Genomic DNA, 24,591 nt, shown 5'->3' on the forward strand with positions numbered 1-24,591 from the left:
CGATGGACGCTGGACTGACGGTGGGCGAGCAGATCGTGCTGCTCGGGCTGGACGAGCGGGACGGTACGCCGCGGGAGCAGTTGAGGGTGGGGTGCGCCGTCGCGGCGGCACCGCTGCTGCGGCTCGTGCTGTCCGGCAAGGTGGTGGAGCGGGACGGTCGGCTGGTCGCCGTGCAACCTCCCGCGGAGGACGAACCGTTGGCGTCGGTGGTGACCGAGCAGATACGGCAGCATCCGGAAGCGAAGCCCCAGGCATGGCTGTTGGCCATACGGGACCAGGCCGTGACGGCCGCCTACGCAGGCCTGCTGGAGAAGGGCCTGGTACGTAGGGAGGGCCGCAAGATACTGGGTTCCTTCGGCTCCTACCGCTACCCGGTCACGGACCCGTCGGTCCCGGCCGAGCTGCGCCGCGAACTGGCCGCGGTGGTACGGGCGGAAGCGTCCCCGGCACCGGAGACGGCGGAACTGATCGCCCTGCTCCACCACGCGCGCCTGCACAGCCTGGCCCTCCCGGACGAGGACCCGGCGAAGACGGCCCCGCGCATGGCGGAAGTGGCGGAGGGCCTCGGACCGGTGGAGACGGTGGGCAAGGCGATATCGGCGGCGTTGGCCGCGGTGACGGTGCTCCTGGCTGCTGTGCCCGGGATGGTGGGGTGAGGGGTCACTGAGGCGCGAGGTGCTTGTCGGCCCCCGGAGCGGGACATCAGCCCGTGTCCAGGGGCCCGTCCTCGTCAGGGACGCACAGCATCCGGTGGTCCGGGAGTACCAGGTCGCTGAGCAGGGGCTCGATGGCTCGTACGCGGACGGCCACCGAGCCGGTGGGTGTCGGGGTCAGGCGCCAGCGGTAGCGCGCCGGGACGTCCTTGGCGGGTTGCTCGCGGGTCGCCAGGCTCACCCAGCGGTCGTAGTTGGTCGGGTACACACGGACCTCGGCGCCGCAGTCGGGGCACATCGGTGGCTCGATCCATGACACATCGTCGGGGTCCGGGTCGGGTAACGGCGCGGTCGTGGCGCCTTCCTCCTCGGCGATGTCGTTGGCCAGTCCGTGCCAGCAGGCGTCGCAGAGTTCGGCCAAGAGACCGATCCGGCCACGTCCTCGTACGGTGGGATCGCACGTACCGCAGAGCTGGCATGAAGCCCATCCGTTGCCCCGAGTCGCCCCCATACGTCGAGTGTGGGTAGATACGCGCAACCTCGACAGGGCGCGAATCGGCCTCATTCGGTGGCTTGATGACATCCGGGATGCCCGGCGCGTGGCGTGTGGTCGCCGTCGGCCAACGCAAAGTGACGAAAGGGCCACCGGAGCACCACGCGTGGGCATAGGCTGAGGGAGTTACCGCACACGGGGCTGGGGCGGTCCGTAGTGCGGCGGAGGTGTCATGGGTGGGGTCCCGTACGCGTCAGCGGTGGTCGGCGAATCCGGGGTGCCGAAGGCGTCGTCGGTGTGCTGCGAGGGGACCGTGGTGCCCGACCCCTACGGCGACCAGGCCCTCCTGACCCCTGACATGACCAAGGGATATGAAGCCGTACCCGACCGGGAACGGGAGCGGCTGGCGCGCTATCTCGAAGCGGTGGTCGCGGCCCGCCCGGCGCCCGTGCACACCGCCGTCGCCTTCAACGCCGTCTACTTCGGCTACGCCCTCGGCGGCGACGGCTACGGCGGCAGCCCGCTGCGCCCGGACGACTTCCCCGTGATCACCTTCGGGGAGTCCGCTCCCGTGCTCCCGGTCGGCGCCATGGTGTGCGTCGCGACCGGCTCGGACCCGCTCTATGCCGAGATCGTCTACCGGGAAGGCGCACATCCGGAGGTGAGCGCCCTGGGTGATGTACCGGCCTGGGTGTCGGGGGCACCCGTGGGCGCTGAAGGGCCGGACCAGCCGGGGACCGGCGCCGCTCCCCGGCGAAGGGAACTCCTGGTCCCGGATCTCCATGCCTTCGGCCCGGCCCTGAGCCTGTCACCGGCCCAGCTCCACCGCTTGCGCACGCGGCGGCGCTGGATCAACGAGGACGGCCATGTCGTCGTCGATGTCGCTTACCCGTCCCAGGAAGCGGCCCGACGTGATGACCTGACGGCCTATGCGGACTACCTCCTGACGACGGCGCGGGAGCAGTTGCTCAGCCCCTTCGTCCCCGTGTCCCTCGCGGAGTTGGTGGGCGGCACACACGAGGACGGGCTGCGGGCGGGTCTGCTCGGTCTGCTCCACACGGTGCGAGGTGTCCTCAACTCCAGCGAGACACTGCGCACTTGGGGCCAATACGCCATGACCCGGTCCTCCCTCGCGGACTGCTGGCGCGACACCGGACCGTTGGGCGGCGATGACCTCAGGTCCCTCGCGGCAGCGGTGGAACACGCGGCCACCCCGACCAGGCGGCGCTACGGCCTCACCTCTCCGACGACCGTCTACACAGCTATCGGGCCGCGGCTTCGCGGGTTACCCGGGGCCACGGAGCCGCTGAGGGGCGTCGGGTACGCCGCGGCGGTGTGCCGGGCGAATCTGGCGCTCGCCGACGTCGTTCAACGGGACAGCGATCAAGGCCTGTTCGATAACGGCTCCCGGGTCACGCTTGATGACGCCTTCGAGGGCGGAGGCATATGGCGGTCCCACCATCCCGGCGACGCGGAAGCCGCCGGAGATCCCCTGATCCCCGCCGGACACGGGTGGGCCTCCACGACACATGCGCCGTCGGAGCCGGACGAAGGCGTAGAGGCGGAGCCGGACGAAGGCGCAGAGGCGGAGCCGGACGAAGGCGCAGAGGCGGAGCCGGACGAGGACACGGAGGCGGAGCCGGTCGACCTTCCCCTCCCCGACGAGGACGACCTCGGCCCCAGTGAACTCCTGCGGGCCGACGCGTACGAGATCGTCTGGCGGTCGCCCCTGCGGCTGGCCCATCTCATCGGTGGCTGGTTCCCCCTGCACCCGCAGGTCGCGCGCGAACTTCACCGGTCTCACGGCCGACGCCTCACCGCACGCCTCGAACTCGACCACTTCGGCAACTTCGGAGACCTCAGCGGCATCGGTGACCGCGGCGACTTCGGCAAGGAACCATCCGGGAACGCGGCCGTTCAGGACGTCACCGCCGAACTCGACGACGACATCGGCCGGTTGACCGGAGTCTCCTGGCCCCCTGACTTCTTCCCCGGTCTGACGCTCGAACTGCGCTGGCCCCGCGGCGGCGTGGTGATCCGCGCGGCCACGGCACGGCTCAAGGAACCGGTGCGGGTCGGCGACCGCGTGGTCGGGCACTGCTTCGACCCCCGTGTTCTCACCAGGGAGGACGCTCCGGGCAGTGACCGTCATCGCGACACGGCGGCAGGGCTCGGCCCCCGGCAACTCGTGATGCGCACCGTGCGCCGCTGCGGGCTGCTCACCCTGGACGGCCATGCCCTGCTGGACCGTTCGGCCCTGCCCGGCGCGGTCTACGGACGCCGACCGGCACGGTCGCAGACCGCCGCCCTGGAAGCGGCTGTCGCGGAACTGCTCGCGGAACGGCACCTGGAGCCGGCTCTCGGCAGCCGCGACGCCTGGGGCCAACCGCACTTCCCCGCGCGAGACGCGGAGCCGACCATCCCCCTCATCGGCTACCGCCCGGCCGGATGCCGGGTGATACGTCCATGGGGCGGCACCGAACCGCCGAGCGGCGCGGGGCTGCGCGGCGTCCAGTTCGTCCCCGGCCATCTGCGCCGTCTGCAACCAGGCCGCATGCCCAGTGAAGTGCAGCGAGCGGCCTTCCGGGAGCACTGCCGCAGGCTCGGCAAGGCGGATGGCTGGGAACTGCCCTACGGATACACGTTCGTCACCGAGCACCTGCGTGGCCGCTGATCCGCCAGCGGTCGCAGAAACGGAGTAGGCGTACATGCAAGACCGCTACCGCGTCGTCACGGGGCCGCCGTGGTCCCCGCCGAGCGTCTCGGCCGAGAGCCTCGAAGGCCTGGCCACCGCGCTCAACGACCTGGACCGTCCGGCCGCCGCCGCCCTGAGCGACCTCACGGTCGACATGGTGGAACTCGCCTTCAACTCCCTGCCGCCCAGGAACCGGCAGGCGTTGCTGGGGAGGCTGGGAATCCGCATGGCGGCCCCGCGACGAGCGAGCAGGGCCCTGTGTCGCGACATGCTCGCCAGGCTGTGGCGCGAGTCGCGGCAGCACGCCTGCACCTGCGGCGTCAAAGAGCTCACGCTCATCGTGATGAACCAGGTCGGGCGGTTCGTCTTCGCGCGGAACGACGAGGCGATGCCCAACCCCGTTTCCCGGTGGGGTGCCACGCTGGTCCGGGCCACGGTGTTCGCGTGGTGCAACGCCTCCGTCGCCGACGCCCACGTCATGGCCTGGGCCGCGGACCAGGACTGGTTCGCGGCGACGGCCGACGAGAAGGAGGCGACACGACTCGCCGCCGTCGGCGACATGGCGCGGTCCGTCGTCGCGGCGAGTCCGGGCTTCACGCCCGACAGACCGGAGGGCCAGGAACCGTCGCCGGTGAGTGAGGGGAAGCGCGAGCACGCTGCCGCCGACGGCCGCACGGGTACGGACACCCCCGCATCGGACATCGTCACCTCGGACGATGTGTCCGCGACGGCGCCCGAAGGCACCCGGACCGAGACGGTGACGGACCTGGAAGCGGTCTGCCGAGAGCTGGAGTCGGCTCTCGCGCAAGCCCGGCAAGCCGTGGCGAAGGTGGCCGGTGCGGTCACGGACGGCCGCCCGCCGCAGGACGAGGACATGGCTCCGCTGGCCGTGCTGGGCGCCGCCTTCGACAGCGCCGACGCGAAGTTCCGCGCGGCGGGGATCGAGCGGGTCCCCCGCCGCCTCCAGGACATGGCGGACGCCGCGCACGCGCACCGGGCGGCGCACGAACGCGACCTCCGGGCGCGGCAGACGGTACGGGAACTGCTGGGCGTCACATGCGGCCCGGACAGCTCCATGGACCTTGCCGCCGAGGCCGTGCGCGGCGTGGCCCGCGGCCTGCTCGACGCACCGGTGTGGGAGCAGACGCAACGGCAGGAGGCCGACGCGCTCGCCACCTTGGCGCGGCTCATCCGGCTGGGGAAGCAGGCAGACGCCGCACCCGAGATCCTGGCGCTGGCGCAGCAGGTCACGCGGGTGCTGCCCACGTGTGCTGTGGCGGCGGTCATGGCCCATGAACTGATCCTGGGCGAGTCGGAGGACGCCCGCCGCGAATCCGCCGCCGCTGAGGCGGACAGCACCGACGGCACCGACGGCGACGCGACGGATACCGCCGAGCCCGTGAGCGGTACGACGACCGGGGAGCACGAGGCCGTATCGCCCGCCGGGCCCAGGGAGCAGGTCGAGCCGAGGGAACCGGTCGAGCCGAGGGACGGGACCCCGACGAGCGGGACCGTCGGCCAGACCGCCGAGAAGGCCGCTCCTCACCTCGCCCCGAGACCGGAAGCCGCCGCCCCCCGCCAGGACGACGGCGTACGGGCGATGACACCCGCCGCCGACCACCCGGCACCGTCCATGGACCCGGACCCGGACCCGGACACGGACGCCGCCGCCCCGTCCGAGGCGTCCCCGGCGCCCGCCCCCGCCCTCACCCCCGTCGCGGCACGTGGCCAGAACGAGGACGCGCCTGCCCCGGCCACCTCCGCGCACGAGGACTCCTCCGAGGGCGAGGCCGAGCGGGTGCTGGCACGGCTGATCGTGGAACGGCGCTTCGGACTCGCCCATCATGTGGCGAGCGCCGCCGGTCACCCTGAGCCGCAGACGGCGGCGCTCCGGCTGGCCGGTGCCGCCGCGCTGCTCACCACGGGCGACAGCCGGAGTGCCCGGTTGACCGCGGACCTGCTCCAGCAGTACGGCGGATACGGCGGCCGTGACATGGAGGGCAGCGAACTGCTCCTGCTCCCCGCCTTGTTGCGTACGGCGCTGATCAACGGCGACCCGCTCGCGGGCGCTCAGCTCAAGGCACTCGTGACCCGGCTGCCGGACCGGCTCGGGGAGGCGGCGACCGCGGTCGCCGACCGCGCCCTCAGTGGCGCTCTGACGGTCGCCTCCCCGTTGGCCGTCATCGCGGGCGTCTCCGAGACGGAGGCCCGGCTGCACGAGTTGCGCGAGCAGTGCACGGCGCAACTCGCCCCGCAGCGGCTGCGGTTCGCGCGGGCGACGGAGATCGCCAAGCGCTGGCTGGCCCCCGACGACGGGATGCTCGGCTCCCTGCTCATCACCGTGGTCCGCGACCAGCGCGACGCGGTGACGCGGGTACGGGAGCAGGCCGAACGCCTGTCGAAGCTGGCCGAGGTCAACAACGAGATCGACCGCATGGACCGCAAGTACCGTACGTCCGGCGGCAAACCACTGCAGGGCTCGGGGCGGCAGGACCTGGTCCATGTGGTGGAGCGAGCCGTCGGGCTGGTCAAGGAGTGGTGCCTGGCGGTCGACGGCACCCGCCGCAAGGACCGGTCCGACAGCAACCGGGCGGCCAAGGAGATCTCCTCCCTGCGCCAGTCCCTGCTGGACGGCAGGCAGGTGGTGCTGGGCGAACTGGAGCAACTGGCACGGCGTTCGGGCGCCGTCGCCGCCGCGACGGCATGGGCGGCACGCGCGTCGATGGAGGAGCTGTTCGCGCTGCTGGCCGGTGACACCGTGACCACGCGCCGCGGTGGCTCGATCGCCCCCGAACTCGTGCTGGACGCCGAGCTGTTGAAGGTGTGCGACACCTTTGACGAGCGGCCGTCGCTCGACCGGCTGCTGACCGCGGTCGACCGGAGTTGGCCGGACGCCCTCGCCGAGCGGGTCGCCCACGACGCCTTCACCGCGGCGCGCACCATCATCGACCTGGCCGGACGCGGGGTGCTGCCCGCCGCGCGGGAAGGGGAGTTCACCTCGCGTGCGGTCACCGAGATCGCGGAGCGGGAGGACGCCCGGCGCGCGGAGCTGCGCCGGGACCACGACGAACTCGTCGCCGAACTGCACCGCGCGCAGGCCGACAGCGCCGTGACCGACGACCAGGACCTGCGCCTCCAGGAACTGCTGGCCGACGCCCGCGACCGGCTCGACCGTACCGACGCGCATGACCTGATGGACGTACGACGGGCCCTCGACACCGTACGGCGCGAGCTGCCTGCCTTCCGGCAGCAGGCCGCCGACCGGATCCGGGCCCGGCTCGACGCCCTGGACTCCACCCCGGACGAACGCGCCCAGGTGCTGCGGCACTTGGACACGGGAGGCCTCGCCACCGCGGCCGACCTCGTCTACTTCCTGGAGATCGGCGAACCGGTACCGGAGATCGAGACCGGTGAGTCCCATCTGACGGAGTTCTTCCCGGCCGTGCCCGACGGACTGCTCAAGGGCATCGACCGCGACCTCGTCGACCTCGTCCGGTCCAGCGGCAAGCATCCGACGCTTCCCGTCCTGGACTACGGCACCCTCTCCACCGACGAGGCGGCCCTGGCGGCCGACGCCCTCGACAAGTGGCGGGAGTTGGGCGCGACCGAGCGGAAGGACCGGTTCGACGTGTCCGCGCGGCGGCAGTTGCTCCCGGCGCTCAAACTCCTCGGCTACGACGCCAAGAGCGCCAGGCCGCTGGACGAGCGGTCGCCGCACCGGCGCGAGTACCGCCTGTTCGAGGTGACCGAGGTGGAGATCAACGGCAGGGCGAAGGCGCCCGCGTTCGGCTCGCAGATCGGCGAACAGGGCGGCAGCCTCCGCGTGTTGATGGTCTGGGGCCGTCCGCCCGCCAAGGTCGTCATGAGCCTGGCGTCCCGCGACACCAGTGGTGAGAGCCTCCTGGTCGCCTACTTCGGCACGCTGGGCCGCGAGGCCCGCGTCGAACTCGCCGTCGGCTCCGATCAGTTGCAGCCCCTGCTGGTCGTGGACGACGCCGCCCTCGCCTATCTCGCGGCCCGCGGCAACCGCCAGGTCAGCACGGCCACGAAGACACTGCTGCCGTTCTCCGGTGTCAACCCGTACATCAGGGAGAAGCGCGGCCGGATCGGCGGCGAGATGTTCTACGGCCGTGACGCCGAACGCAAGAGCATCCTCGACCCGCGCGGCACCCAGGTCATCTTCGGTGGGCGAGGCCTCGGCAAGTCGGCGCTGCTCAGCGACGCCGGGGACCGGTTCGCGGAACAACGCGCCGGATACCACCAGGCGGTGTACGTGAACCTCGACCAGGAGAACATCGGCAAGGGCAGTACGTTCGGGCCCGACGCGCTGTGGAGCGTCCTGGGCAGGAAGCTGGTCGAGACGCAGGTGCTCGACCGGCCGCAGAGCCGCAAGTCGCGGCAGGACATCTCCGAATGGGTGAGCGCCGGTGTCCGGGCGTGGCTCGACAAGGACTCACGCCGCCGACTGCTGATCCTGCTCGACGAGTGCGACCAGTTCTTCGAGGCGGACGCCCCTCGCTTCGACCAGACCAAGAAGCTCAAGGGCCTCGGCTCCGACACCAAGGACCGCGCCAAGGTGGTCTTCGCCGGGCTGCACTCCGTGCAGCGGTTCTCCAAGCTGGCGAGCAACGGGCCGTTCAGCCACCTCGCGCAGACCCCGAAGGTGATCGGCCCGCTCGCCCCCCAGTTCGCCGCCGAGCTGCTGGTCGAGCCGATGCGGGCCCTCGGCTTCGAGTTCCAGGACATGGACCTCGTCAACCGGGTGCTCGGCTACTGCTCCTACCAGCCGTTCCTGCTCCAGATGTTCGGCCATCGGCTGGTCGAGCTGATGCACCGCAAGCGGGCGCGGCGCGGTGCCGAAGGGCCCCCGTACCCGGTGGAGGTCGCCGACATCGAGGTCGTGGAGTCGGACACCGGGCTCAGGGACGGTATCTCGGCGGCCTTCAAGGACACGCTGAGCCTGGACCACCGCTATGACGTGATCGCCAACGTGCTGGCGTACCACGCCCGCCACCACGGCCTGGAGGTGCGGCTGAGCGACGCCGAACTGCGTGAGGAGTGCGAGACGTTCTGGCCCAAGGGCTTCGAACAGCTCGACACCGAGGGGTTCCGGGCCTATCTCTCCGAGATGGTGGGCCTCGGTGTCCTCGCGCCCAACCACGACGGCCAGGGCTGGCATCTGCGCGGCCCCAACGCCCTGCGGATGATCGGTACGTCCCACGAGGTGGACGCCCGCCTGCTCAGGGCCGAACAGGACTGTGAACTCCAGGAGAGCATCGTGCAGGAGGGCCGCCCCGAGCTGCCCGACGGCCGACCGGCTCCGCTCACCATCACACAACTGGACGACCTCCTCGGCGAGCGGTCCAACCAGACGAGGGTCGTTCTCGGCACGACCGCCACCGGTGTCACCGATGTCGGCGACACGCTGCGGACGGTCGCCGGGCGCATCGCCGACTGGAAGCTGCCGCCCGTCGGCAAGCCCAGCGTCTACAAGCAGGAGCTGAGGGGCGGACTGCCGCGTGAACGGCGCGTCGTCATCAGCGACTTCGCCACCTACCCGGCGCGGCCCGAGACCTGCCGGGAGGCCGTCGACCTGGCCGAGACGCTGCTGCCCGCCACCCCGGGAGTGACCCGCTCCGTCGTCCTCGTCACCGATCCCGCCCAACTCGCTCTGTGGCGCGCCTTGTTGACGGGAAGCGAACCCACCTCGGCCGCCCCTGTGGTGCTGCGCCGTCACGATCGCCGCAGCCTCCGCGGCTGGGCCCAGCGCGTGGAGAAGTTCCACACGGAGGACCGCCTCGACCGTCTCTACCAACTGACCAGCGGTTGGCCGCTCCTGGTCGACCGGGCACATCGCCTGCACGGCGAACTGGGCGACCCCGACGAGGTGTTGCGCCGACTGGCCGACCTGCGTACGGACCGGGGCGAGGCCCGTGCCTTCGCCGAGGCGACCGGCGTGTACGCGGACCCGCTGCTGGCGACGGGCTACCGGGCCCTCGGCGACGAGTTCGGGGAGGACCCGTTCGACCTGGAGAGCGCGGTGACGGCCGTGGCGGTCCAGATCGAGGACGAGGACCAGGCTCGGTGGATCATCAACTGCCTGGACGCACTCCAGGTATTCGACCGCGAGGACACCGAACTGCGCCTGGAACCGCTGCTCCGCCATTGTGTGGCGCTCCATGCGTGACAGCGTCGGCGGTCACGCCTGCGTCGTGTCGTCCGCCTGCTCGCCCAGGTTCTCCGCCAGTCGGAACAACGCGGGCAGTGCCTGCGCGATGGCGGTTCGGGAGGGGGCGTCGAGTGCGGCGAGGGCTGTGTCGATGCGGCGTTCGTGGGCCGTTGTCCAGGCGGTGAGCTGTTCGCGGCCGGCGTCTGTGAGGGTGACGACGGAGGCGCGGCGGTCGGTGGGGTCCACCTCGCGTGCGACCAGTCCGGCGCTGATCATCTGGGCGATCAGGCCGCTGACCGTGCTCGGGGCCAGGCGGCGGCGGGTGGCCAGGTCGGTGATCCGTACGGGGGAGTGCTCGCCGAGTACCTGGAGCAGCTCCACCTGGGCCATAGGGAGGGTCTCCCACGGGTAGTCGGTGCGGATCGAGGAGCGCAGGGCGCGGCGCAGCCGGGTGACGGCCTCGGTGAGCAGACGCGCCTCGGGCTCCTGGGGGCGTGGCTGCGCTGACATGCGGCAAGGGTAGCCGGGTCGTACGCGAGTACGGTCGGGCTGCCCGCCGTTCGCCGCCCGTCGGTCAGGAGCCCGTGTCCGACACGCGCGGGCTCAGCCACACCGACGCCACGGCGAGGGCCGCCGCGGCCAGCAGGGCGGTGGCGGCCCAGCGGGCCCCGGCCTCGGTCCCGGTGCCGCCCGACAGATGCAGGGCGAACGTCACCAGGGCCACGCCGAGCGCGGTGCCCAGCCCGCGCGCCATGTTGACGAGGCCGCCGCCCGTGCCGGAGGTGCGGGCCGGGATCGCCCCCATGATCATGGCGTTGTTGGCCGGGGTGAACGTCCCGAGGCCCAGCCCGGTCAGCGCCAGCACCGGCACCAGTGGGCCGGTCGTCAGCGGGACGACCAGCAGCCCGGCCACCGCCAGGGTGAAGACGCAGGCCCCGGCCAGACAGCGGCGCCGGTCCGGGAGGCCGCGGGGCAGCAGTCGGTCACCGACGGTCGCGGCCAGCGCGAACCCTGCGGGCAGGGCGGTGAGCGTCAGCCCGGCGGTCAGGTCGGAGGAGCCACGCGCGGTGAGGACGACCGGTACCAGGACCAGCGGTCCGAACAGCACCAGATAGCCGCTGAGCGCCCCCACCAGACCGAACGCCACCGTGCGCACCCGCAGCAGGGCCAGGTCCAGCAAGGGCGCGCTCGTCCGCCGCTGCCGACGGACGAATCCCCAGCCGCCCAGAGCCGCCGCCGCGCACAGGACGGCCACGCCCCAGCCGGGCACCGGCAGTCCGGACGCGGCGGAGAGAGCCATCAGGGCGCTGGTGGTCGCGAACCCCAGCAGCGCGAAGCCCGGCCAGTCGAAGCGCGCGACACGGGTACGGGCCCGGGTGCGGGGGAGGAGGTAGTGCCCGCCGACCAGCGCGACGATGCCGACGGGGACGTTCACCCAGAACACCCACCGCCAGCCCAGCGTCGACACCAGCGCCCCGCCCACCGTCGGCCCCAGCGCCAGCCCCAGCGCCTGCGCCGCCGCCTGTACACCGAGCGCGCTGCGCATCCGGGCGCGCGGGGCACTGGTGGTCACCAGCGCCACGCTGTTGGCCTGCATCAGGGCCGCACCGGCCGCCTGCACCACGCGGAACGCGGTGAGCGCGAGCAGTGTGGGAGCGAAGCCGCAGGCCGCGGAGGCCACGGTGAAGACGGCGAACCCGTACAGATACAGCAGCTTGCGGCCGTGCGCGTCCGCCAGTCGTCCGGCGGGCACCAGCAGCGCGACCAGGGTCAGCAGATAGGCCAGGGAGACCCATTCGACCGCCGCCAGCGAGGTGTGGAACTCGGTGCGCAGGCTGCCGTAGGTCAGCGTGACGATGCTGGCGTCGAGCTGACCCATGAACGCGCCGAAGCACACCGTGCCCACGGCCAGCCACCAGGCGTGCGGCCATGACCGCACCCCCTCGGGCCGGGGCCGCTCCGCCACGAGCAGGGCGGGCCAGCGCCTTCCGGGGGGACGAGGGCTCTTGCCGGTGGCCATGCCTCCCAGGTTATATCGGACACCGAAGTATTCTGCCGCCGTCCCCTCGCACGCCGCCGTCCCCTCGTGCCCAGCAGATGTGCCTTACGTCCCAGACGCCTACGGCTTCGTCCGCGCCGCCACGATGGTGCCGTCCCGCCTGATCTTCGGCAGATCCCGCTGCGGTGTGGGCAGCAGGGCCTTCGTACGGTCGATGGTGCCGTCCTCGGCGACGCCGTACAGCGCGTTGTAGATGGCGCGGACCGCCGGACCGGAGCCACCGGAGCCCGTGCCGCCCTGGGAGATCGTCATGACGATCGCGTAGTCCTTGGTGTACGTGGCGAACCACGAGGTGGTCTGCTTGCCGTAGACCTCGGCGGTACCGGTCTTGGCGTGCAGCGGGATCTCGTCCTGCGGCCAGCCGCCGAACCGCCAGGCCGCCGACCCCTGGGTGACGACGCCCGCGAGGGCCTGGTCGATCTGGTCCCGGGTCTGCTTCGTCATGGGCAGCTTGCCGTGCGTCCGGGGCGCGATCTCGGTGACCTTCTTGCCGTCGGGGCTGACGACCGCCTTGCCGACGGTGGGGACATGGAGGGTGCCGCCGTTGGATATCGCCGCGTAGATCGAGGTCATCTGGACGGGGGTCACGAGCGTGTCGCCCTGGCCGATGGAGTAGTTGACCGAGTCACCGGCGCGCATCAGATTGCCCTGGCGGCAGTTCTCGTAGGCGATCTGCTCCGCGTAACTGCCGTCCCGCTTACCGGACTTGCACCAGGCGTCCTTGTTGGCCTCCCAGTACTCCCGCTTCCAGCGGCGGTCGGGGACGCGCCCGGCGGCCTCGCCCGGCAGGTCGATACCGGTGGCCTTGCCGAGGCCGAACTGGTGGGCCGTCTTGTAGAACCAGTCGTGGGCGCCCTTCTTCGCCGTGAGGCCGCCGTCCTTCTTCCACTCCTCGTGGGCGATGCGGTAGTAGACGGTGTCGCAGGAGACTTCGAGGGCGCGGCCCAGCGAGATCGGCCCGTAGCCCTTGGACTCGAAGTTCGTGAAGACCTGGTTGCCGATCGAGTACGACTCGCTGCACTCGTAGGGACCCCCGAACGGGTAGCCCGCGTTGACCGCCGCGGTCGTCGGGATGACCTTGAAGATCGAGCCGGGGGCGGCCAGACCCTGCGTGGCGCGGTTGAGCAGCGGGTTGTTGGCGTCCTTGCCGGTGAGCTTCTTGTAGTCGGCGGCGGAGATACCGCCGACCCAGGCGTTCGGGTCGTAGGTCGGGTTGGAGGCCATGGCGACGATACGGCCGGTCTTGGCCTCCATGACGACGACGGCACCGGAGTCCGCCTTGTAGCGCTGGTTCGTGTTGTGGTCCCACTGGGTGCGGGCGGCCTTCATCGCCTTGTCCAGCTCGGCCTCGGCGATCCGCTGGACGCGGGAGTCGATGCTGGTGATCAGGGTGGAGCCGGGGCGGGCGGCGTCGCTCACCGCCGTGCCGGTGACCCGGCCGAGGTTGTCCACGGTGTAGCGGGTGATACCGGCCTTGCCCCGCAACTCCTTGTCGTACTGGCGCTCGAGACCGGAGCGGCCGACCTGGTCGGAGCGCAGATACGGGGAGTCCGTGTCCTTGGCCTGCTGGATCTCGTCGTCGGTGACCGGCGAGAGATACCCGAGCACCTGCGCGGAGTTGGCGTCGGCCGGACTCGCGTAGCGGCGCGTGGCCTCCGGTTCGGCGGTGATCCCGGGGAAGTCCTCGGCGCGCTCGCGTATTTGGAGGGCCTGGCGCGGCGTGAGCTGATCGGTGATGGGGATCGGCTGGTACGGAGAACCGTTCCAGCAGGGCTGCGGCGTCTTGGCGTCGCACAGCCTGACCTTCTCCATGACGTCCTTCGGCTTCATGCCGAGCACGCCCGCCAGCTTGGTGAGGATCGCCTTGCCGCCGTCGTCCGTCTTCAACAGCTCGGTACGGGAGGCGGAGACCACGAGCCGGGTCTCGTTGTCGGCGAGAGGTACGCCGCGCGCGTCCAGGATCTCGCCGCGTACGGCGGGCTGGACGACCTGCTGGACGTGGTTGCCGGACGCCTTCTGCGCGTACTCCTCGCCCTCCCTGATCTGGAGGTACCACAACCGGCCGCCGAGCGTGGCGAGAAGGGTGAGGACGAGGAACTGCAGGATGACGAGCCGGATTTGGACGCGCGGGGTCCGACCCGTCTCCGGAATATTGGTCACGCCGCCGTTTCCCTGCTGTGCCGATATCGGACAGCCCTCAACTCGTCGACCGCGCCCGCTTCGTCGTCAATGTCGCGATGTGGGGGAAACCGGATCGGACCGGAAGCGGGCGGGCGTGCGCGGGAGTTCATTCCCGGCAGGAGATGAAGGCATCTGTGGGACGCAGTTTAGGTGACCCGAATTCCGCCCGGCGAACCGCACTGTTCCATCTCGGTCGATTGGGTGGCAGGGTTCGCGGGCAAGCCGCCTGACCTCGCGACGGCGATGCTCTCCGAGCGCCCGCTCCCACCTGATCGGCCCATACGGGCCACGGGAGGTGGAGTGTGCCCTCCTGCGTTCCGAGCGACGGCCGCGTTAACTTGTCCGCGTTGTATGGGTCCCTTTGCGGGGTTCGCCCATCGACGCTACGGCTTGCAGGGTGCGGTTCCCCTATGGTCTGTGGGGGGTGAGGGGTGGTCATGGCCTACAGCTCGAACTTCACACGCGCGAGCGTCCGCCGGTTCGCGGCGCCCTCGGTCGCCGGTGAGTCGTGGCGTGACTCCGGCCCACCGCTCATCGCCTTCGTGGCGGTCGCCTTCACTCTGGCCCAACTCGCCCTCGTACGGCCGGGCATGGGGCTCGGCTGGGACGAGACGGTCTATGTCAGCCAGGTCAGCGGCCACGCCCCGGCCGCGTACTTCAGCGCGCCGCGCGCCCGGGGCGTGTCCCTGCTGGTCGCCCCGATCACCTCCTGGTCCTCGTCCACCGCCCTGCTCCGGGTCTATCTGGCCGTACTGTCGGGAGCCGCGCTGTACTTCGCCCTGCGGGTGTGGCGCGGCCTGTTCCCGGGCCGGGTCCTCGCCCTCGGCGGCGCGTTCTTCGCGAGTCTGTGGGTGACCGTGTTCTACGGCCCGCAGGCCATGCCCAACTACTGGGTCGCCATCGGCGCGTTGGCCGCGACCGGCTGCTTCCTGCGCTCCCAGGCGGACAGCACCGACCGGGCCGCTCTGTGGGGACTCGCCGCGAACGCCGCGCTGATGGCGTGGATGCGGCCCACCGACGCGGTGTGGACGACCCTGCCCCTGTTCGTCCTGCTGGTTCTCGTCCGCAGGTGGCGCCGCCCGCTCCCGTTCCTCGCGCTGGCGGGCGGGCTGGCCGCCGGGGCGCTGGAGTGGGTCGTGGAGGCGTACGTCGCCTACGGGGGCCTCGCGCAGCGCCTGTCCGCCGGTTCGCAGGCCCAGGGCGGCCTGGGCTGGCACCTCGCCCTGCTCGACCAGATGCGCAGCCTCGGCGGGCGCGCCCTGTGCCGCCCCTGCGCCGGCGCCATGCCGTATCCGCTGGTGACCGCGTGGTGGTTCGTCCTGCCCCTGCTCGCCGCCCTCGCCGCGGCTGTGGCGGTCGGCCGGGCCGGACGCACCTCGCGCACCCTGGTGCCCCTGGCCTGCGCGGCGACCGCGGCGATCCCCTACCTCTTCCTCATCGGGTACGCCGCGCCCCGCTTCCTGCTCCCCGCCTACGCCCTGCTCGCGATCCCGGTCGCCGACGCCCTCCTGCACCTGGTCACCGCGCCGGACGGCCGTCGGCGGCGGATCGTCTCGGTCCTGGTGGCGCTCGGGCTCGTCGTGCATCTGGGGGTGCAACTCACCGTCCTGCACGGCCTGGTGGAGCGCACCACCGTCGACCGTCACACCTGGTCCCGTATCGCCGCCGATCTCCACCGGCTCGGCCTGCGGTCACCCTGTCTGCTGACCGGCGAGGAGGCCATCCCGATCGCCTTCTACGCCGGTTGCTCCTCCGCCGCGACCAGTGGCAACAACACCAACAGCACGGCCGCCGCGATCGCGGACACGGCACGGCGCGTGCCCACCGCGCATCTGGGTACGACCACGGGGCGTCGGCCGTCGTACACGCGCGGCTGGACCGCGTACACCGTGGAGGGCGTACGGGTTCTCGTGGCCCCCAAGGCCGGGGAGCGTGGCGTGGCTTCTGTGACCGGATGGGGTGGGCGCGGATGACTTCCGAGACGGGCATCGAGTCGGGCGTCGGGTCGCGTGTCGAGTCGGGTATCGAGACGGGCGTCGGGTCGCGTGTCGGGACCGGCGTCGGGTCGGGTGTCGAGACGGCACCCGTCACCTGCGGGCCGTCCGCCACCCCGGCCCCGCGCCGACGGGTCCCCTGGCAGGTCATCGCTGCCGTCGCCGTGCTCGTGGGCGGCGCGTTCGTCGCCTGGCGGCACTGGCCCGTGATCGTGACCAGCGCCCACCGGCTCACGGACGCCGACCGGGGCTGGCTGCTCCTGGGGGCGACGGCCACGGTGGCGACCTGGATGTGCGCGGCGCTCGCCCAGCAGGGCGCGGTGGCCGAACCGCTGCCCGGCGGACGGCTGCTGGCGGTGCAGTTCGCCGCGTCCGCCGCCAACCACACGCTGCCGCAGGGCATCGGCGCGGGCGCCGTCAACCTGCGCTTCCTGACCCGCAGCGGACTGCCCATGGCCCGCGCGGCGACCGCGCTCGCGGTCAAGGCCGCCGCCGGGGCCGTGACACGCGGCGCGCTGATCGCGGGCCTCGCGCTCACCGGCCCCGGTCTGCTGAGCGTCCCGCATGTCTCCCCGGTGGCCGTGGCGGCGGTCCTGCTGGCGGCCGTGGCGCTCGCGGTCGTGCCCGGACCGCTGCGGCGCGCCTGGCGGACCATGCTGGCGGACGTACGGGCCGTGCACCGACTGCCCGGCCGCGCAGCCGCGTTGTGGGGCGGCTCGCTGGCCTTCGCCTCGCTGCACGCGCTGGTGGTGGTCGCCGTCACCCGGTCCCTGGGCCTGCCGCTGCCGGTCTTCCGGGTCGCCCTCGCCTATCTCGTGGCGAGCAGCGCGGCGGTGCTGCTGCCCACCCCCGGTGGCATCGGCTCCCTGGACGCCGCGCTCGCCCTCGCGTTGACGCTCGCCGGAGCACCCGGCGGCGCGGCGGCCTCCGTGGTGCTCGGCTACCGCCTGCTCACGGTGTGGCTGCCGCTGATCCCGGGCCTCGTCGTGCTCGGCATACTCGTACGTCGCAAGGTGCTGTAGCCGCCGCAACTTCCTTGCCGTGCGGGACAGGTGGAGGTCAGAGGTGTGTGTGGTCCGTCAGGCCGGATACGCGTGCGTCTGCGCCGCCTTGACGGACGCCCAGACCGACGCGCCCGGATGCAGGCCCAGTTCGGCCGCCGCGATCGTCGTCAGGTCGGCGGCCAGGGGCAGTTCGCCGGTCAGGTCCACGCGGATCTGGTCCCCATGGGTCTCGAGGCCCGCGACCTCGCACCGCCACAGGTTGCGCGCGCTGGAGCCGCTCGGCCGGTCCAGGTGCAGGGTCACGGCGCCCGGCGGGAACGCCACGAAGGCGGGCCCGGACAACTCCTCCGTGGTCGCGATCGCCGCGCCCGTGTCGAGCCGTACGGTGTGTTCGTCGGCCTGCCCCCGGTAGAGGTTCAGGCCGACCAACTGCGCGATGTAGTCGGTCCGGGGGCGGCGCGCGATGTCGGCGGGGGAGCCCTCCTGCACCACCTGGCCCCGCTCGATCACGACCAGCCGGTCGGCGAGCACCATGGCGTCCAGCGGGTCGTGCGTGACGAGGACGGCGACCGCCTCGAACTCGGCCAGATGGCGCCGCAGTTGAGACCGTACGTCGAGGCGGGTACGGGCGTCGAGCGCGGCGAGCGGCTCGTCCAGCAGCAGAAGCCGGGGGCGGATGGCCAGGGCGCGGGCGAGGGCGACGCGCTGGGCCTGGCCGCCGGAGAGCCTGGCGGGCCGGGCGCTCGCGTGGTCGGCGAGACCCAGGCGGGAGAGCAACTCGGCGGCCTGCGCGCGCGCCTCGGCCTTGGCCGCGCCCCGGCAGCGCGGCCCGAAGGCCACGTTGTCCAGCGCGGACAGATGCGGGAAGAGCAAGTAGTCCTGGAAGACCACGCCGACCGGCCGGTGTTCGGGCGGCACACCGTCCAACTCGGCGCCGTCCAGCCGCAGATGACCACCGGAGAGCGGGGCGAGACCGGCGAGCGCGCGCAGGGCGGTGGTCTTGCCCGCGCCGTTCGGACCGAGCACGGCGACCACGTCACCCGGCGCGGCGGTCAGCGCCACGTCCAGGTGGAAGGAGCCGCGGTCCACGACGAGCCGGGCGTCGAGACCCCGGCCCCGCGCTTCCTCGATGACGCGTTCGGCCTCGGCGCCATGGCTGCCGCTCGTAGGGGAGGCATGGGAACGGGCGGCGGTCATGACGCCGTGATCCAGCGGTCGCGCAGCCCCGCGAGGACGGCGATCGAGACGGCGAGCAGCACCAGGCTCAGCGCGATCGCCGCGGCCGGGTCGTTCTGCAGGGCCAGATACACGGCCAGCGGCATCGTCTGCGTACGGCCGGGGAAGTTGCCCGCGAAGGTGATCGTCGCCCCGAACTCGCCGAGCGCCCGCGCCCACGCGAGCACGGCACCCGCCGCGATGCCCGGCGCGATCAGCGGCAGGGTGACCCGGCGGAACGCGGTGAAGCGGGACGCGCCGAGCGTCGCGGCGGCCTCCTCGTAGCGCGGATCGGCGGCCCGCAGCGTGCCCTCGACACTGATCACGAGGAACGGCATCGCCACGAACGCCTCGGCCAGCACCACCCCGGCCGTGGTGAACGGCAGCGTGATCCCGAACCACGCGTCCAGCCACCGTCCCACGACCCCGTTGCGCCCGAGCGCCAGCAGCAGGGCCACACCGCCCACCACGGGCGGCAGGACGAGCGGCAGGGTGACCAGGGCCCGTACGAGGCCCCGGCCCGGGAAGTCCGTACGGGCCAGCAGCCAGGCCAGGGGCACGCCCAGCACCATGCTCACCGCGGTGGCGGCGGTCGCGCTCACCAAGGACAGCCGGAGCGCCTGCCACACCTCCGTGCTGGTCAACTGGGTCGGCAGACTGTGCCAGGGGGTGCGGACGAGCAGCGCGATCAGCGGCAGCAGCAGGAAGGCCAGACCGACCAGAGCGGGCAGCAGCAGCGGCAGCGGGGCGCCGGAGCGCCGCCGGACACGCCCGCGCCGCGGCTCGCGCACGAGAGCGTCCTTCGCGGGGGCGTCGATGGTGCTGCTGCTGACCGTCGGGTCGGGTCGGGTCATGGCTTGAGGAACCCGGCCCCGGTCAGGACCTTCTGGCCCTCCTCGGACCGTACGAGCGTGATGAAGGCCTTCGCCGCCGTCGTGTTCCGCGCGTTCTTGAGCAGGGCGATTGGGTAGTCGTTGACGGCCTTGGCCGACTCGGGGAACTCCACGCCGGCCACCTTGCTGCCCGCCGCCCGTACATCGGTCCGGTAGACCACCGCGGCGTCTGCCTCCTTCAACTCCACCTTCGTCAGCGCGCTCTTGACGTCCTGCTCGTACGACACCGGGGTCAGCTTCAGACCCGCGGCGTCCAGCGCCTTCTGCGCGGCGGCACCGCAGGGCACCGTCTTGTCGCACAGGACGACCTTCAGACCGGACGTGGTGAGGTCCTTGAGGGAGGAGACCTTGCCGGGGTTGCCGGGCAGGGTGGCGATCTCCAGTTGGTTGCGGACGAAGGTGACGGGGGCTTCGGCCGTGCCCTGCTTGTCCGTCACGAGCGCCATGGTCTTGGGGCTGGCCGCGGCGAAGACGTCCGCCGGGGCACCGCTGGTGATACCGGCCGCGAGGCTGTCACTGCCACCGAAGTTGAAGGACACCTTCGTGCCCGGGTGTTCCTTCTCGAACTCCTTGCCGAGGGTGGTGAAGCTCTCCTTGAGGGAGGCCGCGGCGAAGACGGTGACCGTGCCGGTCGGCTTCTTCGACGCCGAGGCGTCGGACGCGGAGGAGGAATCCGAGCCGGACGAGTCGGATGAGGAACAGGCGCTCAGGGCCAGCAGCGCGGCGGCCCCCGTGCCGGTCAGCCGCAGGATGCGGCGGGTCCGGTGGGCCCGGCGGGTCTGACGGGCCTCGGGGGTCCGGCACATGGAACGGATCTTCACGGATCCACTCCCTCCTCTTCGGTCTCTCGTCCAGGAGGGATCACCGACCCCTCCGATGCGTGGAGCACGACCGATCATACTGACGCAGATGCCAACCGGAAGTCCTTGGTCACATCGCAGGAGCTGGCCGGTACGGGGGATGGGGTGCGCATATGCGTTCGCCGTCCAGCATCCGCTCTGTGGCTCAAGCCCGGTCGATGTGCACGTTGGTCGACTTCACGCGGGCGGTGGCCTCCACCCCGACCTCCAGGCCGAGTTCCTCCACGGCCTCCCGGGTCAGCAGGGAGACCAGGCGGTGCGGCCCCGCCTGGATCTCTACCTGGGCGGCCACATCGCCGAGCTTCACGGCGGTGACGATGCCGGGGAACGCGTTGCGGACCGAGGTGGACGAGGGGGCGTCCTCCTCGCCCGCGCCGCCGCGGGCCAACTCCACCGAGAACGCGGCCAGATCCCGGCCGTCGATGACCCGGCGCCCGCTCTCGTCGCGCCGCGTCGCCATCCGGCCCGCGTCCGCCCACCGCCGCGCGGTGTCCGGGCTCACGCCCAGCAGGCGGGCGGCCTGGCCGATTGTGTAGGACTGCATGGGCGCCACGATAGGCGCCCGCGCCGCGCCGCCCGAAACACGTCCAGCCGGGTTCCTCCTGCGTCGGATCAGCCCGAAACCGACATACCTGGCCATTCCGCGTGACAGGATCCGGGCCCATGGGACGCCCCATCCACGTCCCGTCCCGTCCCGTTCCCACTCCCGCCCCCACGCACGAGTACGGAGTCAGCCACCCATGTTCCCGATGCGTACCCCTCTGCGCCGCGCCGGCGCCGTGTCCGCCCTCGCCGTCGCCGGTCTTCTCGTTGCGGCGGGTGCGGCCTCAGCCCATGTCACCGTTCAACCCGAGAACTATGCCAAGGGTGCCACCGATGGTGTGCTGACCTTCCGGGTGCCGAACGAGGAGGACTCCGCCGCGACCACCAAGGTGCAGGTCTTCCTGCCCACCGACCATCCGCTCCTCGGGGTGATGGTCAGGCCGCAGGACGGCTGGACCGCGAAGGTGACCACCAGCAAGCTCAAGAAGCCGGTCAGGACGGAGGACGGCACGCTCACCGAGGCGGTCTCCGAGATCACCTGGACCGGTGGACGTATCCGGCAGGGTCAGTATCAGGACTTCGCTGTCGCCTTCGGTCAACTCCCCTCCGACACCGATCAGTTGACCTTCAAGGCACTCCAGACCTATTCAAGTGGCAAGGTGGTCCGCTGGATCGAGGCGGCCCCGAAGAGCGGGGCGGAGCCGGAGAACCCCGCGCCGGTCCTCAAGCTCACGGCCAAGAGCGCGGCGAGCGACGGCAGTTCGGCCACCTCACCCCTCACGTCGGCGCAGAAGTCGAGCGTCTCCCCGGCAAAGGCCGCCGCCACCAGCGACTCCATGGCTCGCGGCCTGGGCATCGCGGGCCTGGCCGTCGGTACGCTGGGCCTGGCCGCCGCGGCCGTCGCGCTCACCCGCGCCCGGCGCGCGCGTGGCTCCGTATCCGAGTGATCCGCCCGGTGGGGTGGTCGCGTGTGCGCTGCGCCACCCCACTCGTACCGCCTCCCGGTCCGCCTGATCCAATGGTCGGTGCGCCTGACGAACGCGCTCAAACGGCGCTCATCACCCCCAGAAGTGTCGCGGTCCGTGTCGCAGTTGGGCCGAACAGGTGACCATGCGTAAGAATTGGGCGGTGCAGACATTGAGTGCGAGCCAGCGCGGGGAGGGCCGGTGAACAGTCACGATGTCACCGACGAACAGTGGGAAGGGCTCGCTCAGGTCGTTCCGTTGCGGGGCCGGGATGCCTGGCCGTCCGCGGTCAACCACCGATCGATCCCCGAGGCGGAGACCGAGGCGCGACGCCGCTTCGTGGTCCTGCGGGTCAACGTGTTCGCGGATGCCCGCGAAGTCGCCGAGACGTTGATGGCCGGGGTACCCGTGCTGCTCGACCTCACGGGCGCGGAGACCGAGGTCGCCAAGCGGGTACTGGACTTCAGTACCGGTGTGGTCTTCGGCCTGGGCAGCGGGATGCACCGGGTCGACCGCAATGTGTTCCTGCTGACGCCTCCGGGGACCGAGGTGCGGGGACTGATGGAGGGCGCGGGGGTACCCGGCGTCTGAGGAGTGGAGGGTGATGGCCGAGCGGACGGCGGTGGCGCCTGCGCTCGGCCCTCGCCTGTAGGCGGCGGGGGCGTGCCGCGTGCCGGTGGTAGACCTGAGCCCGTGACAGAGGAATCGGGACAGCGGCGGAACGACCTGGATGTGGCGCGGTTGCAGCGGCGGCTCGCGGACTTCGCGGCGGCGCGCGACTGGCAGAAGTACCACACCCCCAAGAACCTGGTGGCCGCGCTCAGCGTCGAGGCGTCCGAACTGGTCGAGATCTTCCAGTGGTTGACACCGGAGCAGTCGACGCGCGTGATGGACGATCCTGACACGGCCCATCGGGTGACCGACGAGGTCGCTGACGTGCTCGCGTACCTGCTCCAACTGTGCGAAGTGCTCGGCATCGACGCGCTCGCGGCGCTGGACGCGAAGATCGACCGCAACGAGGAGAGGTTCCCGAAGCCGGGACCGAAGTGATCGGGAAGCGAGCCTCGTCACTCTCCGGAGTTGTGATGTTGATGAACTCGCCCAAGTTATCCACAGATTTCGGACCAGCTCTGGCTTTTCGCCGCGTCTGCCTTCACTCTGGGTAGTGAACAACGGAGTTCAGGAAGACGTGCGGGAGCGCGTCTGGACGGAGCGGGGGCAGCGCATGGACGCGGTGCGGCTCATCACGGCGAGCAGGGATGCCCTGGCGGGGAGCGGCGACGGAGCGAAGATCATGGCAGAGGCCTGGCAGGCATATGCGCTGGCCCAGGCGATAGGCAGCCGCCTGGCGGTGTCGGGCCCGCCTCAACTGCGCGGTGAGGCCTTGGGGTTGACGGAGCTGGCGGGCCGGGGATGCGGGGTCCTGGACACGCCCTGCGTCGACGTGGCGGATCTGCGCGCCGCCCAACTGACGGACCTGGGCGATGCCCACAAGGCTCTGCTCGACCTCGGCACCCTCCTGGTGGAGCTGGGCATGGCCCTGGTGGCCGTCGCGAGCGCGGCGGACGACGAGAGTACGTACTGGCAGTGCATGGAGGCGATAGACGCGGCGGACGAGTCGAGGGACCGGGTCAGGGAGATGCTGCGCAGACTGGCGGCGAAGGAGGGAGAGGCCAGGGAGCGATACAGGACGGCGGGCTGAGGGCGCGGCTGCGGATCGGCGCTCTCCGGATCGGCGCTCTCCGAAGCGGCCCTGTCCGAACCAGCCCTTTCGCATCGGCCGTTTCCGGATCGGCCGACCGGTGGATCTTGCCCCGGCGCGCGAAGGGACCGAGGGGCCCGACGGCAGCGATGCGGCTGACGGGCGGCCGGACGTGCAGGATAGAAGCATGGATTTCCGCATCTTCACCGAGCCCCAGCAGGGGGCGACCTACGACACCCTCCTCACCGTCGCCAAGGCCACCGAAGACCTGTCCTTTGACGCCTTCTTCCGGTCAGACCATTACCTGAAGATGGGTGACGTGGACGGCCTCCCCGGCCCCACCGACGCCTGGATCACCCTCGCCGGTCTCGCCCGTGAGACCAAGCGCATCCGCCTGGGCACCCTGATGACCGCCGCCACCTTCCGGCTGCCCGGCGTCCTCGCCATCCAGGTGGCGCAGGTCGACCAGATGTCCGGTGGCCGCATCGAACTGGGGCTGGGCGCTGGCTGGTTCGAGCAGGAGCACACGGCGTACGGCATCCCGTTCCCGAAGGAGAAGTTCCCGCGCCTGGAGGAGCAGCTCGCGATCGTCACGGGGCTGTGGGCGACGGAGGTCGGCAAGACCTTCAGCTTCCACGGCAAGCACTACGACCTCACCGACTCGCCCGCGCTGCCCAAGCCCGCCCAGTCCAGGGTCCCGGTGCTCATCGGCGGCTTCGGCGCGACCCGCACGCCGCGGCTGGCCGCGCAGTACGCCAGCGAGTTCAACATGCCGTTCGCCTCGATCGAGGACAGCGAGCGCCAGTTCGGCCGGGTCCGTGCCGCCGCGCAGGAGGCCGGGCGCTCCGCGGACGCGCTGACGTACTCGAACGCGCTGGTGGCCTGCGTCGGCCGGGACGATCAGGAGGTGGCGCGCCGCGCCGCCGTGATCGGCCGCGAGGTGGACGAGTTGAAGGCCAACGGCCTGGCGGGCTCCCCGGCCGAGGTGGTCGACAGGATCGGCCGGTATGCGGAAGCCGGTTGTCAGCGTGTCTACTTCCAGATCCTCGACCTCCACGACCTGGACCACCTGGAGTTGATCTCCTCGCAGGTGCAGTCGCAGTTCTGAGGTGAGCGGCCGCGCGCGCCGGTAAACCGAAGGCGGCGGTCGGTCGGCTTGTGCCAA

At 71.6% G+C, this 24,591-nt stretch carries 18 protein-coding genes; 10 read left to right on the plus strand and 8 right to left on the minus strand.

Going from position 1 to position 24,591, the window contains the following annotated elements; genetic code table 11:
• The first annotated feature begins 2 nt into the window (after window positions 1-2).
• On the plus strand, window positions 3-656 hold the full coding sequence (locus tag ACZ60T_RS17850; RefSeq protein WP_469666717.1) for a GOLPH3/VPS74 family protein: 654 nt from the start codon (window positions 3-5) through the stop codon (window positions 654-656).
• A 46-nt stretch (window positions 657-702) separates the two neighbouring features.
• Here the strand turns inward: ACZ60T_RS17850 and ACZ60T_RS17855 are convergent, their stop codons facing one another.
• Window positions 703-1,074 carry a DUF6083 domain-containing protein gene (locus ACZ60T_RS17855; RefSeq protein WP_469666718.1) on the minus strand — a complete coding sequence of 124 codons (372 nt, stop codon included), beginning with the start codon at window positions 1,072-1,074 and terminating at the stop codon, window positions 703-705.
• 304 nt (window positions 1,075-1,378) lie between these two features.
• On the opposite strand from ACZ60T_RS17855, the gene ACZ60T_RS17860 reads away from it, so the two are divergent.
• Complete coding sequence (locus tag ACZ60T_RS17860; RefSeq protein WP_469666719.1) at window positions 1,379-3,820, plus strand: hypothetical protein; 2,442 nt, start codon at window positions 1,379-1,381, stop codon at window positions 3,818-3,820.
• Between the two features lie 34 nt (window positions 3,821-3,854).
• The gene (locus tag ACZ60T_RS17865; protein ID WP_469666720.1) at window positions 3,855-10,028 is read left to right on the plus strand and encodes a hypothetical protein; all 6,174 of its coding nucleotides are present in this window, start codon (window positions 3,855-3,857) and stop codon (window positions 10,026-10,028) included.
• A gap of 12 nt (window positions 10,029-10,040) precedes the next feature.
• Here the strand turns inward: ACZ60T_RS17865 and ACZ60T_RS17870 are convergent, their stop codons facing one another.
• The 3 genes from ACZ60T_RS17870 to mrdA all read right to left on the minus strand — a co-directional run bounded on the left by ACZ60T_RS17870 (window position 10,041) and on the right by mrdA (window position 14,229).
• On the minus strand, window positions 10,041-10,520 hold the full coding sequence (locus ACZ60T_RS17870) for a MarR family winged helix-turn-helix transcriptional regulator (protein ID WP_469666722.1): 480 nt from the start codon (window positions 10,518-10,520) through the stop codon (window positions 10,041-10,043).
• 64 nt (window positions 10,521-10,584) lie between these two features.
• Window positions 10,585-12,030, minus strand: coding sequence for an MFS transporter (locus tag ACZ60T_RS17875; protein ID WP_469666723.1), 1,446 nt, complete (start codon window positions 12,028-12,030; stop codon window positions 10,585-10,587).
• 99 nt (window positions 12,031-12,129) lie between these two features.
• On the minus strand, window positions 12,130-14,229 hold the full coding sequence (gene mrdA / locus ACZ60T_RS17880; protein WP_469666724.1) for a penicillin-binding protein 2: 2,100 nt from the start codon (window positions 14,227-14,229) through the stop codon (window positions 12,130-12,132).
• A 458-nt stretch (window positions 14,230-14,687) separates the two neighbouring features.
• Here mrdA and ACZ60T_RS17885 point away from each other — a divergent pair, with 458 nt between their 5' ends.
• A complete protein-coding gene (locus tag ACZ60T_RS17885) occupies window positions 14,688-16,223 on the plus strand; it encodes a hypothetical protein (protein WP_469666725.1) in 1,536 nt (511 codons plus the stop codon).
• Window positions 16,220-17,266, plus strand: coding sequence for a lysylphosphatidylglycerol synthase transmembrane domain-containing protein (locus tag ACZ60T_RS17890; RefSeq protein WP_469666726.1), 1,047 nt, complete (start codon window positions 16,220-16,222; stop codon window positions 17,264-17,266). Before ACZ60T_RS17885 ends, ACZ60T_RS17890 begins: the two co-directional genes overlap by 4 nt.
• A 57-nt stretch (window positions 17,267-17,323) precedes the next feature.
• Here ACZ60T_RS17890 and ACZ60T_RS17895 read toward each other — a convergent pair whose 3' ends face one another.
• From ACZ60T_RS17895 to ACZ60T_RS17910, 4 genes are all read right to left on the minus strand, one after another.
• Window positions 17,324-18,445: an ABC transporter ATP-binding protein gene (locus ACZ60T_RS17895; protein ID WP_469666727.1), complete on the minus strand. Its 1,122-nt coding sequence runs from the start codon at window positions 18,443-18,445 to the stop codon at window positions 17,324-17,326.
• Complete coding sequence (gene modB, locus ACZ60T_RS17900; RefSeq protein WP_469666728.1) at window positions 18,442-19,317, minus strand: molybdate ABC transporter permease subunit; 876 nt, start codon at window positions 19,315-19,317, stop codon at window positions 18,442-18,444. The genes ACZ60T_RS17895 and modB overlap by 4 nt, the downstream gene beginning before the upstream one ends.
• A complete protein-coding gene (gene modA / locus ACZ60T_RS17905; protein WP_469666968.1) occupies window positions 19,314-20,162 on the minus strand; it encodes a molybdate ABC transporter substrate-binding protein in 849 nt (282 codons plus the stop codon). The genes modB and modA overlap by 4 nt, the downstream gene beginning before the upstream one ends.
• 199 nt (window positions 20,163-20,361) lie before the next feature.
• A complete protein-coding gene (locus ACZ60T_RS17910; RefSeq protein WP_252426287.1) occupies window positions 20,362-20,760 on the minus strand; it encodes a TOBE domain-containing protein in 399 nt (132 codons plus the stop codon).
• Between the two features lie 196 nt (window positions 20,761-20,956).
• Between ACZ60T_RS17910 and ACZ60T_RS17915 the strand changes: the two genes are divergently transcribed.
• The 5 genes from ACZ60T_RS17915 to ACZ60T_RS17935 all read left to right on the plus strand — a co-directional run bounded on the left by ACZ60T_RS17915 (window position 20,957) and on the right by ACZ60T_RS17935 (window position 24,534).
• Complete coding sequence (locus ACZ60T_RS17915) at window positions 20,957-21,706, plus strand: YcnI family copper-binding membrane protein (RefSeq protein WP_469666729.1); 750 nt, start codon at window positions 20,957-20,959, stop codon at window positions 21,704-21,706.
• Between the two features lie 219 nt (window positions 21,707-21,925).
• On the plus strand, window positions 21,926-22,315 hold the full coding sequence (locus ACZ60T_RS17920) for a cell division protein SepF (protein ID WP_252426285.1): 390 nt from the start codon (window positions 21,926-21,928) through the stop codon (window positions 22,313-22,315).
• Between the two features lie 102 nt (window positions 22,316-22,417).
• Window positions 22,418-22,774, plus strand: coding sequence for a nucleotide pyrophosphohydrolase (locus ACZ60T_RS17925; protein WP_252426284.1), 357 nt, complete (start codon window positions 22,418-22,420; stop codon window positions 22,772-22,774).
• A gap of 175 nt (window positions 22,775-22,949) precedes the next feature.
• Window positions 22,950-23,426 (plus strand): DUF6099 family protein, encoded by a 477-nt coding sequence (locus ACZ60T_RS17930; protein ID WP_365624023.1) that lies wholly within the window; start codon window positions 22,950-22,952, stop codon window positions 23,424-23,426.
• Window positions 23,427-23,613: 187 nt separating this feature from the next.
• On the plus strand, window positions 23,614-24,534 hold the full coding sequence (locus ACZ60T_RS17935) for an LLM class F420-dependent oxidoreductase (protein WP_469666730.1): 921 nt from the start codon (window positions 23,614-23,616) through the stop codon (window positions 24,532-24,534).
• Window positions 24,535-24,591 lie beyond the last annotated feature (57 nt).

This window comes from Streptomyces sp. NPDC104371, assembly GCF_055583785.1.

Coding starts and splice junctions, on each gene's coding strand:
- ACZ60T_RS17850 (WP_469666717.1), top strand. CDS start 3: ATGGACGCTGGACTGACGGTGGGCGAGCAGATCGTGCTGCTCGGGCTG.
- ACZ60T_RS17860 (WP_469666719.1), top strand. CDS start 1,379: ATGGGTGGGGTCCCGTACGCGTCAGCGGTGGTCGGCGAATCCGGGGTG.
- ACZ60T_RS17865 (WP_469666720.1), top strand. CDS start 3,855: ATGCAAGACCGCTACCGCGTCGTCACGGGGCCGCCGTGGTCCCCGCCG.
- ACZ60T_RS17870 (WP_469666722.1), bottom strand. CDS start 10,520: ATGTCAGCGCAGCCACGCCCCCAGGAGCCCGAGGCGCGTCTGCTCACC.
- ACZ60T_RS17875 (WP_469666723.1), bottom strand. CDS start 12,030: ATGGCCACCGGCAAGAGCCCTCGTCCCCCCGGAAGGCGCTGGCCCGCC.
- ACZ60T_RS17885 (WP_469666725.1), top strand. CDS start 14,688: ATGGCCTACAGCTCGAACTTCACACGCGCGAGCGTCCGCCGGTTCGCG.
- ACZ60T_RS17890 (WP_469666726.1), top strand. CDS start 16,220: ATGACTTCCGAGACGGGCATCGAGTCGGGCGTCGGGTCGCGTGTCGAG.
- ACZ60T_RS17895 (WP_469666727.1), bottom strand. CDS start 18,445: ATGACCGCCGCCCGTTCCCATGCCTCCCCTACGAGCGGCAGCCATGGC.
- modB (WP_469666728.1), bottom strand. CDS start 19,317: ATGACCCGACCCGACCCGACGGTCAGCAGCAGCACCATCGACGCCCCC.
- modA (WP_469666968.1), bottom strand. CDS start 20,162: ATGTGCCGGACCCCCGAGGCCCGTCAGACCCGCCGGGCCCACCGGACC.
- ACZ60T_RS17910 (WP_252426287.1), bottom strand. CDS start 20,760: ATGCAGTCCTACACAATCGGCCAGGCCGCCCGCCTGCTGGGCGTGAGC.
- ACZ60T_RS17915 (WP_469666729.1), top strand. CDS start 20,957: ATGTTCCCGATGCGTACCCCTCTGCGCCGCGCCGGCGCCGTGTCCGCC.
- ACZ60T_RS17930 (WP_365624023.1), top strand. CDS start 22,950: ATGGACGCGGTGCGGCTCATCACGGCGAGCAGGGATGCCCTGGCGGGG.
- ACZ60T_RS17935 (WP_469666730.1), top strand. CDS start 23,614: ATGGATTTCCGCATCTTCACCGAGCCCCAGCAGGGGGCGACCTACGAC.